Source organism: 'Fragaria x ananassa' phyllody phytoplasma (assembly GCF_018274325.1).
Taxonomy (GTDB): Bacteria; Bacillota_I; Bacilli_A; order Acholeplasmatales; family Acholeplasmataceae; genus Phytoplasma.
Genome location: NZ_JAGVRH010000010.1, coordinates 1 through 16,747, shown reverse-complemented (window position 1 = coordinate 16,747; position 16,747 = coordinate 1). Strand labels below are relative to the sequence as shown.

The 16,747-nt window shown below is 24.0% G+C and carries 14 protein-coding genes and 1 pseudogene; 13 read left to right on the top strand and 2 right to left on the bottom strand.

Going from position 1 to position 16,747, the window contains the following annotated elements; all coding sequences use genetic code 11:
* The 9 genes and pseudogenes from J8J04_RS02545 to J8J04_RS02500 form a co-directional block, all read left to right on the top strand.
* Positions 1-299: pseudogene (locus J8J04_RS02545) on the top strand (hypothetical protein); the annotation flags it as partial.
* Positions 300-412: 113 nt separating this feature from the next.
* Positions 413-571 (top strand): hypothetical protein, encoded by a 159-nt coding sequence (locus J8J04_RS02540; protein ID WP_212331986.1) that lies wholly within the window; start codon positions 413-415, stop codon positions 569-571.
* 488 nt (positions 572-1,059) lie between these two features.
* A complete protein-coding gene (locus J8J04_RS02535) occupies positions 1,060-1,245 on the top strand; it encodes a hypothetical protein (RefSeq protein WP_212331984.1) in 186 nt (61 codons plus the stop codon).
* A gap of 21 nt (positions 1,246-1,266) precedes the next feature.
* Positions 1,267-1,842: an SVM family protein gene (locus tag J8J04_RS02530; RefSeq protein ID WP_212331981.1), complete on the top strand. Its 576-nt coding sequence runs from the start codon at positions 1,267-1,269 to the stop codon at positions 1,840-1,842.
* 115 nt (positions 1,843-1,957) lie between these two features.
* Complete coding sequence (locus J8J04_RS02525) at positions 1,958-2,119, top strand: hypothetical protein (RefSeq protein ID WP_212331979.1); 162 nt, start codon at positions 1,958-1,960, stop codon at positions 2,117-2,119.
* Positions 2,120-2,473: 354 nt separating this feature from the next.
* On the top strand, positions 2,474-2,812 hold the full coding sequence (locus J8J04_RS02515) for a hypothetical protein (protein WP_212331977.1): 339 nt from the start codon (positions 2,474-2,476) through the stop codon (positions 2,810-2,812).
* Between the two features lie 15 nt (positions 2,813-2,827).
* Positions 2,828-3,112, top strand: a complete 285-nt coding sequence (locus J8J04_RS02510; protein ID WP_212331975.1) for a hypothetical protein — start codon at positions 2,828-2,830, stop codon at positions 3,110-3,112.
* A gap of 149 nt (positions 3,113-3,261) precedes the next feature.
* Positions 3,262-3,402 carry a hypothetical protein gene (locus J8J04_RS02505; RefSeq protein ID WP_212331993.1) on the top strand — a complete coding sequence of 47 codons (141 nt, stop codon included), beginning with the start codon at positions 3,262-3,264 and terminating at the stop codon, positions 3,400-3,402.
* A 487-nt stretch (positions 3,403-3,889) separates the two neighbouring features.
* Positions 3,890-4,030 carry a hypothetical protein gene (locus J8J04_RS02500; RefSeq protein WP_212331991.1) on the top strand — a complete coding sequence of 47 codons (141 nt, stop codon included), beginning with the start codon at positions 3,890-3,892 and terminating at the stop codon, positions 4,028-4,030.
* Between the two features lie 232 nt (positions 4,031-4,262).
* On the opposite strand, the gene J8J04_RS02495 is transcribed toward J8J04_RS02500, so the two are convergent.
* On the bottom strand, positions 4,263-4,658 hold the full coding sequence (locus tag J8J04_RS02495) for an SVM family protein (protein WP_212331973.1): 396 nt from the start codon (positions 4,656-4,658) through the stop codon (positions 4,263-4,265).
* 345 nt (positions 4,659-5,003) lie between these two features.
* Positions 5,004-5,420 carry a hypothetical protein gene (locus tag J8J04_RS03310; RefSeq protein ID WP_308705544.1) on the bottom strand — a complete coding sequence of 139 codons (417 nt, stop codon included), beginning with the start codon at positions 5,418-5,420 and terminating at the stop codon, positions 5,004-5,006.
* 1,937 nt (positions 5,421-7,357) lie between these two features.
* Between J8J04_RS03310 and J8J04_RS02485 the strand changes: the two genes are divergently transcribed.
* The 4 genes from J8J04_RS02485 to J8J04_RS02470 all read left to right on the top strand — a co-directional run bounded on the left by J8J04_RS02485 (position 7,358) and on the right by J8J04_RS02470 (position 16,143).
* The gene (locus tag J8J04_RS02485) at positions 7,358-8,338 is read left to right on the top strand and encodes an ATP-dependent 6-phosphofructokinase (RefSeq protein WP_212331971.1); all 981 of its coding nucleotides are present in this window, start codon (positions 7,358-7,360) and stop codon (positions 8,336-8,338) included.
* 82 nt (positions 8,339-8,420) lie between these two features.
* Complete coding sequence (locus tag J8J04_RS02480; RefSeq protein ID WP_212331969.1) at positions 8,421-9,881, top strand: sodium transporter; 1,461 nt, start codon at positions 8,421-8,423, stop codon at positions 9,879-9,881.
* A 148-nt stretch (positions 9,882-10,029) separates the two neighbouring features.
* Complete coding sequence (locus tag J8J04_RS02475) at positions 10,030-11,313, top strand: glucose-6-phosphate isomerase (protein WP_212331967.1); 1,284 nt, start codon at positions 10,030-10,032, stop codon at positions 11,311-11,313.
* A gap of 1,410 nt (positions 11,314-12,723) precedes the next feature.
* On the top strand, positions 12,724-16,143 hold the full coding sequence (locus J8J04_RS02470; RefSeq protein WP_212331965.1) for an AAA family ATPase: 3,420 nt from the start codon (positions 12,724-12,726) through the stop codon (positions 16,141-16,143).
* Positions 16,144-16,747 lie beyond the last annotated feature (604 nt).

The following is a 16,747-nucleotide window of genomic DNA, read 5'->3' as shown; positions in this document are numbered from 1 at the left end:
AAAAGACTAATGACTTAATCATTAGTCTTAAAGAATTTTTAAAAAGTAAAAAGTGTCTAAACTTTTGGAACACCTCAATGGCATCTGATAACATACCATTTAATGTTTTAATTTTGATTTCTGATAGTGAGGACCAACATAAACAAAAATTTGAACTAGAAGAAAACCTAGAATATAAAAACGAAGAAATAAATGTCATAAAAGAAGAATTAAAACAAAAATCTCCGAATTATGCCAGATCCCAAGAAAGAATCAAACCAAAAAGATATAATAAATTCCTTCAACCTATTACAAATTAATTTAATCAAACTTTTTCTTTGAATTTAAAACAAATAAAGTTGTATAATAGTGGTAATTAATTTCTTTAAAAGATAATATAAATTACTACTATTATCGGAAGGGACCTTAAAGAATGAAATTTTTTAAAAAATATTCAATATTTTTTATTATTGTTTTTATTATTATAATTGTGATTATTAATCACGAAATAAAACTGAAAAAAAATAACCAACGAACAACTCAATTATCTAATCAACAACAAAATTTACCAAATTCAAGAAGAATCAAATAAAGAATCAAGAACCAAAAGAGAAATAGAAATTCCAAAATCTAAAATCAAAATAACTCAATCAAAATATGATCAAATTGTATCTTATATCTTATCTGAAAATGAAAATAAAGTTTTATCATTAAATCTTTCTCAAGAAGAAAAAAATGAAATCAATGAAATTAAAAATAGTTGGAAACGTTCATTAAGTTCATTGGATAGAGAACAAACAGAATCAAAATCAAAGAAGAACAAAAAAATGCGATGAATTAATTAATCAAAGAAATTCAGTAACAAAACAAATCTCACCGTTACAAGAACAGCTAAAACCAAAAGAAGAAGTATTAACTCACAAAAATAAAGAAATAGATAAATTAAAAATAGAAAGACAAAATAAACAAACGCAATTACAAACTCAAGGAATATCAACTTATAAAAACGATGAATTAACTGCAATTGATAACAAAAAAAGTAAATTACAACATGAAACAACAGTAATAGTTCAACAAATAATGGAATGCAGAAGAAAAATAGCCGATTTAGAAGTAGATAAAACATATTATGAAAACACGTTAAAAAGAGCCGAAGAATTTAAAAAAGATTTAGAAAGAGATTATAATAAAACATTGTTAGAAGATAAACAATCCACCCTATCCTCCCTCAATTCCCTCTACGAAATAACCTCATCTGAGGGATAATAATAAAAGGAGATTTAATTAATGGTTAAATTAAAAAACCAATTTAAAATAATTCATCTTTGTTTAATAATTTCTATAGGATTTTTTTTTAAAAACCAAGTAATGGCGATGAATAATGATGAATTAAACAATAACAACAATGTTTATAATTCTTTAGAAGAATATAGAAATTATCAAAGTTTATTAACTTTGCAACAAACAAAAGCTCAAGAAGTTATTAATGCCTTTGAAAATCAAATTTCAGAAGAAGAAAAAAATATTTTATTAAGTCAATTCGAAGAAATACATCGACAAATTATTACAACTCAACAAAGACACTTAAATATCCAACAACAAATAAATAGAAATTTAATTTTAAACATTAGAATGATAGAATTAGAACACAATCATTCATCATTAGTACAAGAAATGGAAACCAATATTGTTAATACACCACTTTTTGCTTCAGAACAACAAATCAATCTTTTAAGAAATACACAAATAAGAATAAATCAAAATCAAGCTAGTATAAATGAAATATTAGAACAAATAAGAAATCAATTATCTTCTATACCTAGAATTAATTTATCTCGTAATACTTCTTCACGAAGACGTTAAAAAACATAAACATATTGTCATATTAAGACCCATCCAAAGGTCTTTTTCTTTTACCCAAACACACACGCAACAATTGGTAAGGTCTAAAATTCAAACCTTAGGAGGTGAAAAAGATATGATCCAAACAAAAACCCCTAAAAAAGTTCTCTTAATTGTTATTTCTTTATTAATCTTTGTATTATCCCATAAAACCATCTACGCCCATAACTATTTTCACAAACAAACAAAATCCAAAATAAAATTTATCTTACTTTTAAAAACAGTCAACGTCAATTAGATTTTTTAGCAGGAAGATGGGCGGCAAAAGAAGCCCTTTTTAAAGCGTTTAAAACACCCAAACCCAAATTAAAAAGATATGACATCAACATCCTAGAAAAAGACGACATCCCTAACATCTTAAAATATTATGATGTCGCTTGCACAGGCGCCTTTTTCACCCCTTCTTACAATTACTTCAAATAAAACGACCTCTATTAGTACCTCAAAAACCTTCCTCAAGTCCTTTTAGGTGTCTACTTTAAACCTAGAATTAATCCTTTCAATATTAGATACCCTGATGAAGATTCAAAATATACCCTCGAAGACCTCCTCAAATACGAAATCGCCATCGAAGAAGCCTTTGTCTTTTGGGATGTTAAACCAAAAACCTAACGAAGATAATCCTAATATAAAATTAATATTATCCAATATCTTTGTCGGTCAAAGTAAAGAAGAAGTTGTTAATCAATACTTAATCAACAATAACATCATCAAAGAACCCAAACTCATTAAATTAGGCTGTTACAACGTCACACCAAACACTGGTTTGGTTGTTCCTTTGCCATTAACATATTACAATGGTCATCACATAGAAGACATTTATTTTGATGATGGCATTCGGATTATGAAACCTCAACAAGGAAACATCGAAGATCTTCTAAAACTTTCCAACAGGACCAAAAACATCTATCTTTTCACCTTCAACGCCTAAAAAAGATTCATAAACTTGGAACTTCCGGATTCCCTCGACCTCTACACAGCCATCCGCGATTGGAAAAGAGAAAATAACTTATTTGATTATGGAGGTGAATATAAAGAAGAGAAACGAGAACAATATACTTGTTATGAAGATTATCTACGTGGCGGCAAACCTGTTCCAGCAACTAATGAAAAATTTATTGTTCAACAAATAACAAACTTTTTCGAAACCAAAGACAAAATTTATACATTTAGTTTGAAAAATAAATCTTTTAATTATTGTAATCTTCTTTTTAGTTCTTATTTGTTATAGGAGAAGATTGAGTTTGTGATTAAAATGGTTAAGAAGATAAATAATAAAAAAGAACTAATCTTTTAGGGAATAGTTCTTGAAAAGAATAGGTGATAAGTGAAAAAAGGTATTTTTCCTATTTATAAAAAAATTAAAAAAGGAGATTCAAAATGGCAAGAAATATCAAACATTATTATTCCAAAATAAAATTTTTTAGAAGAAAAAAATTAACCCTAAGCGGTTTTTTTATGTATTGGTTGTTACCTGTTTTAGGTATTATTATTCCTGTTTGTATTTTTTTTAGCTCATAAAGGTTATATTTCAATCGCTAAGTAAGAAAAATAAATAAATGTAGCTATTGCAGGAAGAATTGTTTTAAAAAGAGGATAAGAAAAAGCTGGTTTTTTTCGTTTTTATGTTACAAAACCTTAAAATTAAGGTATATTAATGTTAATTTCCAAAGCAAAAATAAATAACTTTCAAATTATTGAGTACTTATCACCTATTCCCTCTTGAAAGAAAAACTAAAAACCGAAAACCAAACATACAAGGAAATAATTCAAAAAATCAAATTAACCTCTAAAATCGCTGAATACAATAAAATAGCTAAACAAATAGATAATCAAATAACTTGGTCAGGTTCTTTTCCAACCTATCAAAAATAAAATAAGTGATTCTGTAAATAAAAAAGTTGCGTCTGTAAGGTCTTGGTTTAAAAAATGGTTTTAAAGTTAATTAAAAAGTTAAATATGTTAAAATACCTATATATTGAAATTTCTTCCAAAGGAATTAATAAATATGATCAAAATTAAAAAAATAATCAAATGGTTTTTCTTAATCATTATTTTTATCGTTGCTGCTTTTATTGGTTTTATTATCTTAACTGAAACAGGAGTGATTAAACTTCCTAAAGAACCTATTCCTTTCTTTAATTTTTGAAGGCTTAATCGATAAATCAAAAGATAGCATTTGATTAAATAATTAATAAAAATTAAAGGGATTAATAAGATAAAGATAAATGATGAAAAAGATAATATTATTCGGTAAAGTTTGAAAGAGTTTTTTTTGCGAACATATTTAATAGTTTCTTTCTTTAAAGATATTGGTTAATAAAAAAAGACCCTTTTTAAGGGTCTTTGATTTTAATTGTTTTTAATTTTAATTTGTTTTTTTATTGATTTTCGTTTGGGATAATATTTAAATCTATTTCTAATTTTATTTTTCTTTCTATTAATGAATCATAATCTTCTTGAGATATTTTTTTAATTAAAAATAAATGATTAATTAAACGTTTTATTTTTTCGTCCTTGATTAAAAAAGGTTTTTTTCGGCAATTATAAATTATTTCTTTAATATCTTCATCAGTTACAGTTTTATGTTTTATAATTATTTTTTCTTTATCGCGAAAAATTAACGGAATGTTCTGTGTAGTTTTTTTAAAAATTTGTTTATTTTTATTATTTTGCATAGCCATAACTAATTGTTTATTAAACAGTAATAACAATCCTATAAAAATTATTAAACAGATATAAATTATTCTATTAAATTTTTTTTTAAATTTAAACATTTATTTAAATTTCCTTTAATTTTTGTTTTTACCACCCATTAGAGTGTCTTTGGTTCATTTCGGCTTCTTTGATTTTATCGTTATTGTATTTATCTTTGAAGATGGATAAAGTTTTACGAACAGGATTTAAGTGGAGGTAGAAGTCGGTTAATTTGAAATTGGAATTATCAACTCTTGCCGTGCCAAGGTAGAAGTTTTTGTCTTCTTCTAGAAAATGTTTTGGTCCTTGGTATTTGAGAATTAAGTGATTTTCTCGTGGGCTTTTGTGTTGTTGTTTTTCGAAGTTGATGTAAGAATATAATTGACTATCAGTCTTTCTATCAAAAGATGCGGAACCAAAACCGTTTAGGGTGGTGAAATTATATAAGTATCGCCATCTTTGTTCCAACAGTCGAAAGGGTGACGGTTTTTGATGAAGATGGCAAGGTTGGAAGGTTCGGGTTGGGATTGAAGGCGCTCTTGGATAGTCATTATTTCAAAAGAACTTTTATTAGTTTTATCATTAAGTTGTTGATGATAATAACCAATGCCGTTTAAACCATCGAATTTATAATGAACTTCGATCATATTAGTTCGGCCGTTATGATCATCTTCTTCCCATTCTCTAATTTTATTAATTTCAGTTTCCTTTAAGAAAGGAATAGGTTTTTTAGGAATTTTAATAACTCCTGTTTCAGTTAAGATGATAAAACCAATAAAAGCAGCAACGATAAAAATAATGATTAAGAAAAACCATTTGATTATTTTTTTAATTTTGATCATATTTATTAATTCCTTTGGAAGAAATTTCAATATACAGGTATTTTAACATATTTAACTTTTTAATTAACTTTAAAACCATTTTTTAAACCAAGACCTTACAGACGCAACTTTTTTATTTACAGAATCACTTATTTTATTTTTGATAGGTTGGAAAAGAACCTGACCAAGTTATTTGATTATCTATTTGTTTAGCTATTTTATCGTATTCAGCGATTTTAGAGGTTAATTTGATTTTTTGAATTATTTCCTTGTATGTTTGGTTTTCGGTTTTTAGTTTTTCTTTCAAGAGGGAATAGGTGATAAGTACTCAATAATTTGAAAGTTATTTATTTTTGCTTTGGAAATTAACATTAATATACCTTAATTTTAAGGTTTTGTAACATAAAAACGAAAAAAACCAGCTTTTTCTTATCCTCTTTTTAAAACAATTCTTCCTGCAATAGCTACATTTATTTATTTTTCTTACTTAGTGATTGAAATATAACCTTTATGAGCTAAAAAAAATACAAACAAGAATAATAATGCCTAAAACAGGTAATAACCAATACATAAAAAAACTGCTTAGGATTAATTTTTTTCTTCTAAAAAATTTTATTTTGGAATAATAATGTTTGATATTTCTTGCCATTTTGAATCTCCTTTTTTAATTTTTTTATAAATAGGAAAAATACCTTTTTTCACTTATCACCTATTCTTTTCAAGAACTATTCCCTAAAAGATTAGTTCTTTTTTATTATTTATCTTTTTAACCATTTTAATCACAAACTCAATCTTCTCCTATAACAAATAAGAACTAAAAAGAAGATTACAATAATTAAAAGATTTATTTTTCAAACTAAATGTATAAATTTTGTAATATAGACATAATAAATTGATTTAATTATATCAAATATTTGTAAATAAATTATTTTGATATTTAAAATAATGGGAAAGATGTTAAAATATTGTATATAATTAAAGGTAGAAAATGTAATTTTGCTTACTTTTTTTATTTTTTAATTATGATAGATATTTAAGATCTTAATTATGAATAATTTTAAACTATTGAAAGGTGATTCGTTTTTTATAAATGCTTTATGAAGATTTTTGCTTGATAAAAAAATAAAATTTTCGAATGTCAAATAATCTTTTTATGCAAAATTAAAATAATTTCATACATTTTGATTGCAATATTGATCTTTGTTTTATAAAATAAAAATGTAGTTAATAATAAAATTAAAATAATCATGATTTGTATAATTAGCATCAAAATAATTTAAAATATTCTTAAATATTTGATATTGAGTTTTTAATTTTTGGTAAAATATTAATATTTTGTGAATTTATAAAACTTTATGATTATGTTTTATTAAAATAAAAAATTATTGAAGATATTTAATATTATATTGGAAAGCATTGTTTAAAAATAACTGTAATAATTAAAATATTTTTGTTATATTTGCAATCCCTTTAAATTTAACTAAGAAAGGTTATCCAACAAACATATGTTTCTTTAAAATATGATAGTTATTATAATTTCTGTGATGTTTTTTTAATTATTTGTATTTTTTATCTTTTTTCCTTTTAGCAAAAATTTATTTTTAGATAGTTTTAATAAACTTATTATTTTCTTAAGGTTTTAATGCTTTTTGTTTTTAATCCGAATAATTTTTTAAATCATAAGAAATAATATTGATTTATTTTTTATTATTTATTTTTTTCTTTCCATCCTCTTTATTTCTTTTATTTCTTATTTTTTCCATTCTCCTACCCTTATATTGCTTTTTTTCATAATTGTATACTTGTTACATATTTTGTTTATATGTAATTAATAAATAAGCAAATAATAAATTAAATTATTTTGAATTAAAGAAGAATTAAATCCCAACAAATAATTGTCAAATTATAAAAAATATACAAAAAAATATATAAAAAAAAGAGGTTTGATATATATAACAATGAAAAACTTAAAAGAATGCAAAAAAATTGCTGTTTTAACTTCAGGTGGCGATGCTCCCGGTATGAATGCTGCTATTAGGGCTGTTGTTTTAGAAGGGAGTAAACAAGGGTTACAAGTTTATGGTGTTCGTGATGGATACTTGGGTTTATATTATAATGAAATAGAACTTTTAGAACTAAAAACACTTCCATATAATATTAATGTATCAGGAACTTTTTTAGGAACTTCGCGTTTCATTTCTTTCCAACAAAATTCAGAAATTAGAGAACAATGTGCACGTAATTTGAAAAAATTAGGGATTAATAAATTAATTGTTATTGGTGGCGATGGTTCTTATAAAGGAGCTATGAAATTACAAGAAGTGGGTATTCAATGTGTAGGGTTGCCTGCTACCATTGATAATGATATTGATTATACTGATTTTACAATTGGTTTTAGTACTGCTTTAAGTAACGTAGTTGATGCTGTTTTAAAATTGCGTGATACTTCGATTTCTCATAATAGATGTAGTATTATTGAAGTTATGGGTCGTGATAAAGGTGATTTAGCTTTATATGGTGGAGTTGCTACTAGTGCTGATTTAATTGTAACTCGTGAACATATTTTAAATAAAGAAGCTATTTTTGCTAAAATTAAATCTTTAAAAGAAGCTAAACAAAGATGTGCTATTGTTATAATAACTGAACATATTTTTGATATTCATGCTTTAGCTAAAGAAGTTGAACAACACAGTAATTTTGAAACGAGAGCTCAAATTTTAGGACATATTCAAAGAGGTGGTAGACCTACTTCTGAAGATTTAGTATTAGCTACTCGTATGGGTAGTTATGCCGTTGAATTGTTACAAAAAAACGTTTTTAATTGTGGAGTTGGGCTACAAGGACTGCATTTAGTTCATGTAGATTTTGAAAAAATTTATTATCATCAAAAAGAACAATACAGATTGTATAACACAATATCAAAATTATTACCTAATTAATTATTAAATTAATTTTCAGATCACAAACAGCTTATATTTTGATATAAAAAAAATTGAAAGCTAAAGAGGCCTTTTTTATTTTATGACTACCAACAATATAGAGAAAAAAAACCTTTCTTCAAAACAGGAATCTATTTTTAAAGGTTCTATTTTGAGAAATTTAATTATTCTTACTATCCCTATTGCTATTTATTTGATTTTCCAACATTTAGGAACTTCTATTGATTTTGCTATTATAGGTGATACTGGTAAAGCAAAAAATGTAGATAGTACCATTACTTATATGAAGCAAATTAAAAAAATCCTTCAAAGTATTGCTGTTTCTTTAGGAGGAGCTGGAGTAGTTTTAGTAGCACGTGAATATAAAAAACAAAATATTAAACAAGCAAAACAATATGCTACTTTAGCTTTTTTATTGGCTGCTACTATTTCCTTTTTATGTTTGCTTTTTTTAGGATTAGGGGCTTTATTACCTGGTTTTTTAGGAGATATATTTTTAAAACATGAATATCATTCTGATGGTGGATTGCTATATTATTATTATTCTTTAATTACTTTTGTTTTTATTACTATTAATTCTGTTTTCATCGGTTTAGAACTTGCCAAAAATAAAAACAAATTTATTTTGTTTCTGAATATTTTATTAATTACTGTTAGAATCTTTATTTCCTTTATTTATAAATTTTCAAAAACTCCAGGAACAGTTCAAGTAACTGATTTGGCTTTAGCTGATTTATTATCTAATTTATTAATTACTTTTATTGCTTTTTATTATATGCTTAGTCCTAAAAATCCTTTTCAATTAAGATTTAAAAACTTGACCTTTTCTAAAAATATAGTTAAAACAATGTTGAAGTTATCAGGAGTTTTAATTATAGGAAAAGTAACTTATGAAATTGGTAAAAAATTCATTCTGGATATGGCTACCAATTATTATCCAGATTTAGTAGCTATTTCTGGATTAGTTGCGGTTGTTAATGGTATTTTTTACGCCATTTCTCAATCTTTAGAAGATCCACAATCTGCAATGGTTTCACGAAGTGTTGCTGTTGAAAGCAATCGTAAAACTTTTAAAATTTTTAAAAATGTTTTTTACGCCACTTTAATTATTGGTACCTTAGGTTTATTATCAAATTATTTTTTAGGAGAAAAACTTCTTTACTTGTTAAAACCTAACAAAACTTTCAGTCACACAGAAATAACTAATTTTAATATCATTTTGTTTTGGGAAGGAACTTCTTTATTTACTTCTGTTTGGTCTTCTATTATGATGGGTTATATCTTATCTTATAAAAAGAAAGCTAATCTTATTTTTTGTATGAATCTTGTAAGAGTACTTACAAGAGGAACTATTCTTTTTGCATTACATAAACTTGTTCCAAAAGGCGACATTCTTTCTTTTGCTTATCAATTTGGATTAAGTACTTTTGGTAGTAATGCAATAGTTTTAATAATAACTACCATTATATTTATTGTTTTTTTACAAAAAAACAAACGTATTTCAAAAACTCAAAAAGAAATAATTAATGAAATAAAAACGTAATAAAATAAAATTGCACAATAATTTTTAACTAAAGTTTTATATAAATTTTTTTATCAAAACCAATTATAATTTCTTTTTTTAATACATTTTAAGATATAAAGAACTTGGAATTTATATTCTAGTTATGAAAAAATTAAGGAGCTCAAAAATGAGTTTAAAACTAAATTTTAATGGAATCAAAAAATTTTTAAATTGGGATGAACAAAAAAAAACTTTTATCTCTCAAATAAAAACTATTCATCAAAAATTACATCATGATCAAACCATTAAAAATCAATTTTTAGGTTGGTTGGAATGGCCGTTGTATTATGACCGCCAAGAATTGAACAAAATTAAACAATTAAAACAAAAACATACTAATTTAGATGTTTTAGTAGTTATTGGCATCGGCGGTTCTTATTTAGGAGCCAAAGCTGGAATAGAATTTCTTCACACACCATTTCAAAAAGCTAAACCTGAAATAATTTTCGCAGGACACCAAGTTTCAGGTAATTATTTAACTAATCTTTTAAAATATTTAAAAGATAAAAATTGGGCTATTAATGTAATTTCTAAATCAGGAACCACTTTAGAACCCGCTTTAGCTTTTCGTATTCTTAAAAAAGAAATAGAAAGCAAATATGGAAAAGATAATTACAAAAACTTTATTTTTGCAACCACAGATAAACAAAAAGGAACTTTGTTTCATTTAGCTAAAAAAGAAGGATATCAAATGTTTGTGATTCCCGACTCTATTGGCGGAAGATTTAGTGTTTTTACTAGCGTAGGCATGCTCGCTTTTATATTTGCTAATTTAAATGTTGATGCTATGTTACAAGGAGCATTACAAGCTTTTAATGATACTTCTTCAGACGACATCAACCAAAACCAAGCTTATCAATACGCTTTAGTTAGATATTTGTTGCATACAAAATTAAACAAAAAAATGGAATTATTAGTAACTTATGAACCGCATTTACTTGCTTTTTCAGAATGGTGGAAACAATTATTTGCAGAATCTGAAGGAAAAGAAGATAAAGGATTATTTGTGGGAGCCATTAATAATTCTACTGAACTTCATTCTTTAGGTCAATTTATTCAAGAAGGTTCTAAAATATTATTTGAAACTATTTTAAATGTAGAAACTATGAAAGATGATTGCATTATCCCTGAAATTTTAAATGAATTAGATAATTTGAATTATATAGCCAATAAATCTTATTCTGAAATCAATCAAAAAATTCTTCAAGCAACTAAACAAGCTCATATTGAAGGGGGTGTTCCTAATTTAGAAATTATTATTCCTACTTTAGATGAATTTCGTTTTGGATATTTAGTTTATTTCTTTAAAAAAGCTTGTGCTATGTCTGGTTATTTACTAGGAATTAACCCTTTTAATCAACCAGGTGTAGAAATATATAAACAAAAAATGTTTTCTTTGCTTAAAAAATAGTAAAAAAACAGTTCAATTTTTTACTAAGAATTTTATCAAACATTTTACAGTTTTTAATATTAAGCATATTTATCTTTTTTTTGATTTTAAGCAAATTTTTAATACATATAAAAACTAAAACATGCCAAAAACACAAAATTGAATAAATATAACAAATTTAAAGAAGCTTTTCTAAGTTTCTTTTTTGTTATACTTTTAGCAAATAATATTAAATTTTTAATTATTCAATTTTTAAATTGTTTCTATTTTTTCCAAATTTGAAAAAATTAAAAAATTATTCAAAAAAAACATTAATAATAAAATTATTTATGATATAATTAGTTGGCGATTTATAAACAACTAAAATTATTTTTTAAAAATTATTTAAGGCGAGTAACTTCCCGGATAAATAACTAACTAATAAACTTATTTACGCATATATTAATCAATGATATGCTTTATTTTTAATTTCAAGAACAAAAAACACATAACACAAAAAATTAAAGAAAAATTAATTATCAAATCAATCTCGCTTCTTTGAAATAATTTCGAACTTAAATTCAAAAAAATAATTCAAATGTTATGGTTTGTAGTGAGAATAAAAAAAGAGAACAGTTGTTTGTAATCAACGACCATTCTTATAAATTTTTTACAAAATTTCCATTGGTAAATCTTGCAGTATTTTTGAAATAGTTCATATTTAACTAGTTAATTTTGTTCTTTTTGTTCCTTGTGTGTATTTTTTTTGCATAACTTCCCTTGATGAGTTATCATAAATAAACTATTACATACATGCTTTTTGATGTAGATAATTTAAATTTATGCAATTATGATTATAATTATGCCTTTTTTGTTAACCCCATTTTTCTTGATTTTTATTATTTTTTCAAAGATACAAGTTTTTTTTGATAAATAATTATTTGAGTTAGTTAGTAATAATACCACCCTTTTTCCTTAACTTATTATTTGTCCAATCAAGATAATCAAAGTACTGTACCTCAGACAATCACTTATAAAGCAGTTTAAAAAATTTCTGATAAACATAAACACAGTCACAGTAATTCTATCTCGATTTTAATTTTTATAAAACACAATATTTAAATTTTTTATATTTCACATTAAACTATTAAATTTTTCTCACATTAGAAAGGTGTTTTCACAAATAAACGCAAAATGAGCACCAAAATAAAACATAATTTTATTTTTTTTATACTTTTTATATTTTTATTTACATGCACAATTAACATTTTTGCTTTAGATATAACAAAAAATCAAGATATTATAAGAAAATCCAAAGTTGTCGATACATTAATACATAATTTTCCTAATGAATTAAAAAGCAATGATAAGTTATTAATTAAAATCATAAATTTTATTTCTCAAGAATTTATCAGTAATTTCCATGATTTTGATAACCAAAAGAAAGATGATTTGTTATATAATCTAGAATTCATGAAATCTTACAATATCATAGATGAATTCAAGAGTTCTATTCAACAAACTGTTTTTAACGCAAATGAATATATTTTTGTTTTTCCTGGTAATCCAACAGATTTCAAAAATTATAAACATTATTTACAAGCAAAAGCAAATAATTTTTCCAGTCCGAAAGAATTTTCATGGAGTATGTGGTCCCCTTCTAATTTTTCTTTTGTTTCTAAAAATTATGTTCAGTTTTTAATTGATAATTTTACAATTTTACAAGAAAAAGAACAAGAAATAAATAATTTAAAAATCAATATAAACACCAACAGTCAACGTCAAAATCTGCAAAAAAAATATAAAAAATTAGAAAAAAAATTTTTAGAACAAGTTAAAAAAATCAATCAACAAGCAAATATTATTAAAACTCAAAGCGAAGAAATATTAAGTCAAGAATTACAAATTAAGCAACAACAAGAAAATATTAAAACCCAAACTCAAGAAATTAAAAAACAAATGGATAACATTTTCGCTTTACAACAAGAAATCGAAGATAAAAAGCAAGAATTAACTAATAATCAAAAATTAACAGAACAACAAAAGCAAGTTTTGGACGCACAAATTGTTGATTTAACCACCAAAATTAACAATCATCAAACAAAAAATAACTTTTTAGAATCTCAAATAATTGATTTTTCTGATAATTTATCCCAAAAAGAAGTAGAAATTAAGAGATTAACTAACATTTCGCAAGCAGAAAAAAATAAATTACAAGAAAAAATTGATATTCAAAAGTTGTTCATTAAAGATAATACTAATCAATTTAATGATTTGAAAATCCAATATCAAAATCTGCAACAAGAACATCAAAAAATACAGCAAAAAATCCAAGAACAAACTGAAACACTTAAAGAACAAGCAAATATTATTAAAACTCAAAGCGAAGAAATAAAAACTCAGAGTGATGCAATAATTAATTTTAAAGATGATCTCTTATCAACTATTGAAGGGATTAGCGAAAAAACTTTTGATGCCCTTCAAGAGGCTAATAAAAAAATTAATAATTTAACTGAACAAACAAAACAGGAACAAGAAAATAAAATATTAAATTCGATAACCAATGTTCAACAATTCAAAGTTAATTCTTCAAAAATGCCTGAATTTAAAGATCTTATAGGGATGAAAGAAGAAGTTGAACAACTGCAAGAATTCTTACACTATTTAAAAAATACAGATCAATATAAAGATATAGGAGTTCAAAAACCTCCTAAAGGTGTTTTATTATATGGCCCTCCTGGAACAGGTAAAACTTTTTTAGCCAAAATTATTGCTGGTGAATCAAAATTACCATTTTTCACTTTAAATTCTAGTCATTTTTCGAAACAATATGTAGGAGAAGGGCCAACATTAATAAATGAAATTTTTAAACAAGCTCGCCAAGAAGCTCCTAGTATTATTTTTATTGATGAATGTGAAAGTGTATTTCGAAGTCGTATTAGTAATAAAGCAACGAATTCAGACCATGATAATATCATTTCGGCTTTTTTATCTCAAACAGAAGGTTTTGAAGTTGATTCAAAACATCCAGTTTTTTTAATTGGAGCTACCAACTATAAAGATGAAATCGATGCAGCTATTTTAAGTCGTTTTAACAGACAAATTAAAATAAATTTATTAAATGCAAAAGATAGAAAAGTTTTTACAAAAAAATTAGCTAAAAAATATAGAATAGATATTAGGGGTTATCAATATTTAGATAAAATGAATGATATTATAGAAAATCAATTTGATATGACTTTAAAATCACAAAGAAAATTAACAGATATCTTAGATCAAGCAGCTATTAAGGCTGTTAATACCCATAATCATTTAAGTATTTTGCCTGTTGATTTACAACTTACTTTAAATAGGCAAATGAATATCGATTTTAATTGGGAGGAACACGCACATAACCCTTATTCTTTGTCAGATTTAGAAAATTTAAAAGAATATAAAGGAGTTAAAATCAAACATCTTTATAAAGATCATAACAATTTTCATACACGGCAAGAAGCACAATATTTTAATGTTATCTTTAATTATCCCAAAGAAAGAAATCAAAAAGTATTTAATATTAATGATCACGAAATCAAAAAAATCACTTTTTCTAAAGAACTAAATAAAATTCAAAATTTTTATGGTACACTAGATTTTTTACCTCAAGAATTAATAGGATTTTATTTTCAGGATATGCCAAATAATGATCATATCAATATTCCTAACGTTAATACTTTAGAAGAGTTTTTAGATATAAGAGGTAAAAAATCCCAAAATATTTACTTTATATGGAATATCAATAAAATACAAAGAAATATTGATTTTTTACATGATTTTATGAATACTTACAATGTTGAATATCCATTTTTAATTTTTCAAAATATTTGGAAAAAACTGAATATTTTAATTTATCAAAAAGATACCAATCAAGAAATTATGCAACATGAAATAATAAAATATATTGATGATATTAAAAAACAATTTACAGAAGAAATATTAAAAGAAAATGTTATACAAAATAATTGGTTTTCAGAACAAGAAATAATGAAACATATATTGTCAACAGTAGAAAAAGAATTTCAACCAAAAAAAACATACTCATCATTGCTTGAAATGAAAAACTTTATTTTACAAGAAATTAAAAACCAAATTTATAATGATAAAAAATTATATATTAATAACTATATTCAAACACAAATAACTAATTTTCAAATTAAACACCCTATTTTTAACTCTAATGACATCACAAATACAAAAAGGAAAATTAAAAATAAAATTAATAATTTATGTTCGTCTGCAGATCAAATAGAAAAAATTACTAAAGAAGAATTTGAAAATTCAATAATAAAAATAAAAAATCAACAAATTACTGAAATGATTCAAAATCAATTAAATAATATAATTGATAATTTTCATTTTAATTATTCTGTAATTACCAAAAATAAAATTAAAAATATGATTGCTTCTCAAATAAAAGATGACTTATTCCAACCCAATCTTTCTTTTGAAAAATTCAATCAAAAAGCAACAAATATGATTAGTGGACAAGAAGGTAAGCTTTTAAATAATTTAACAGAAGAAATAATAGAAAATATTATAAATAAGGAAATATCTAAAAATAATTTAATTGAACCAATAAATGCTCAAGAAATAGAATCTATGAAAACAAAAATTATGTTTTTCCTTAAACAAGAAGCTAAAAAACCTGATATAAGTCAAGAAAAAATACAAAAAAGTATTGAAAATTTTATTAATAATTATGAATTTATAAAATCAAATGATGCATTTTCTTATTTTAAAAAACATATAACAACTATTTTATCGTTTACAATACCAATATTATTTTTCACTATTTTATTATCAAATACGAAAAACAAAAATATTAGAAAATAATAAACATTTTATGGATGCATTTTTTTGATCTAAATTCGATGTTATAATAATTTAAAAGATTAACTTATGGCAAGTTAGTCTTGCGATGTTTCGTTTTTTTAAACAACTTTTGTCTTTAAAATTGTTTTTTAAAATTTAAAAATAAGTTGATAATTTTATATCTTTTCAAACTAATAAAATATTTTGATTAAATTAAAAAAGTATCTAATTTTTTTTCATAATTTGTTAGTTGCAAAAGATATTTTATCTTTACGCTATATAGCGAGGTAAAAAAAGTTTAAAATCTACCTACAAAATTAATTTTTTTTATAATTATATCATTTTATTAAAAAAAGGCGTAATAAAACTAACTTTTTAAAAGGTTTATTTTAAAAGCTATTTTTTTAATTGCTTTATCTTAATCTTTGAGAATATTGAATAGGGGGGGATAATTTAATTAAGAGCCATTTTTGTTTCCAAAAAAGCAGGAAATTGTTTAATGATTTTAATTATTTTTTCTCTGGGGAATTTTGAAATAAAAAAGAATGGCGATAAAGTAAAATATTTTTCATTTTACCAAATAAGTTTTCAATAACTGCGTTATCTCTAGGAGTTGCTTTGCGCG

What these genes read in the sequence shown, in the direction of transcription:
- J8J04_RS02475 (WP_212331967.1), top strand. Translation starts at nt 10,030, where the DNA reads ATGAGTTTAAAACTAAATTTTAATGGAATCAAAAAATTTTTAAATTGG.
- J8J04_RS02530 (WP_212331981.1), top strand. Translation starts at nt 1,267, where the DNA reads ATGGTTAAATTAAAAAACCAATTTAAAATAATTCATCTTTGTTTAATA.
- J8J04_RS02500 (WP_212331991.1), top strand. Translation starts at nt 3,890, where the DNA reads ATGATCAAAATTAAAAAAATAATCAAATGGTTTTTCTTAATCATTATT.
- J8J04_RS02495 (WP_212331973.1), bottom strand. Translation starts at nt 4,658, where the DNA reads ATGTTTAAATTTAAAAAAAAATTTAATAGAATAATTTATATCTGTTTA.
- J8J04_RS02515 (WP_212331977.1), top strand. Translation starts at nt 2,474, where the DNA reads ATGTTAAACCAAAAACCTAACGAAGATAATCCTAATATAAAATTAATA.
- J8J04_RS02535 (WP_212331984.1), top strand. Translation starts at nt 1,060, where the DNA reads ATGGAATGCAGAAGAAAAATAGCCGATTTAGAAGTAGATAAAACATAT.
- J8J04_RS03310 (WP_308705544.1), bottom strand. Translation starts at nt 5,420, where the DNA reads ATGATCAAAATTAAAAAAATAATCAAATGGTTTTTCTTAATCATTATT.
- J8J04_RS02480 (WP_212331969.1), top strand. Translation starts at nt 8,421, where the DNA reads ATGACTACCAACAATATAGAGAAAAAAAACCTTTCTTCAAAACAGGAA.
- J8J04_RS02540 (WP_212331986.1), top strand. Translation starts at nt 413, where the DNA reads ATGAAATTTTTTAAAAAATATTCAATATTTTTTATTATTGTTTTTATT.
- J8J04_RS02525 (WP_212331979.1), top strand. Translation starts at nt 1,958, where the DNA reads ATGATCCAAACAAAAACCCCTAAAAAAGTTCTCTTAATTGTTATTTCT.
- J8J04_RS02505 (WP_212331993.1), top strand. Translation starts at nt 3,262, where the DNA reads ATGGCAAGAAATATCAAACATTATTATTCCAAAATAAAATTTTTTAGA.
- J8J04_RS02485 (WP_212331971.1), top strand. Translation starts at nt 7,358, where the DNA reads ATGAAAAACTTAAAAGAATGCAAAAAAATTGCTGTTTTAACTTCAGGT.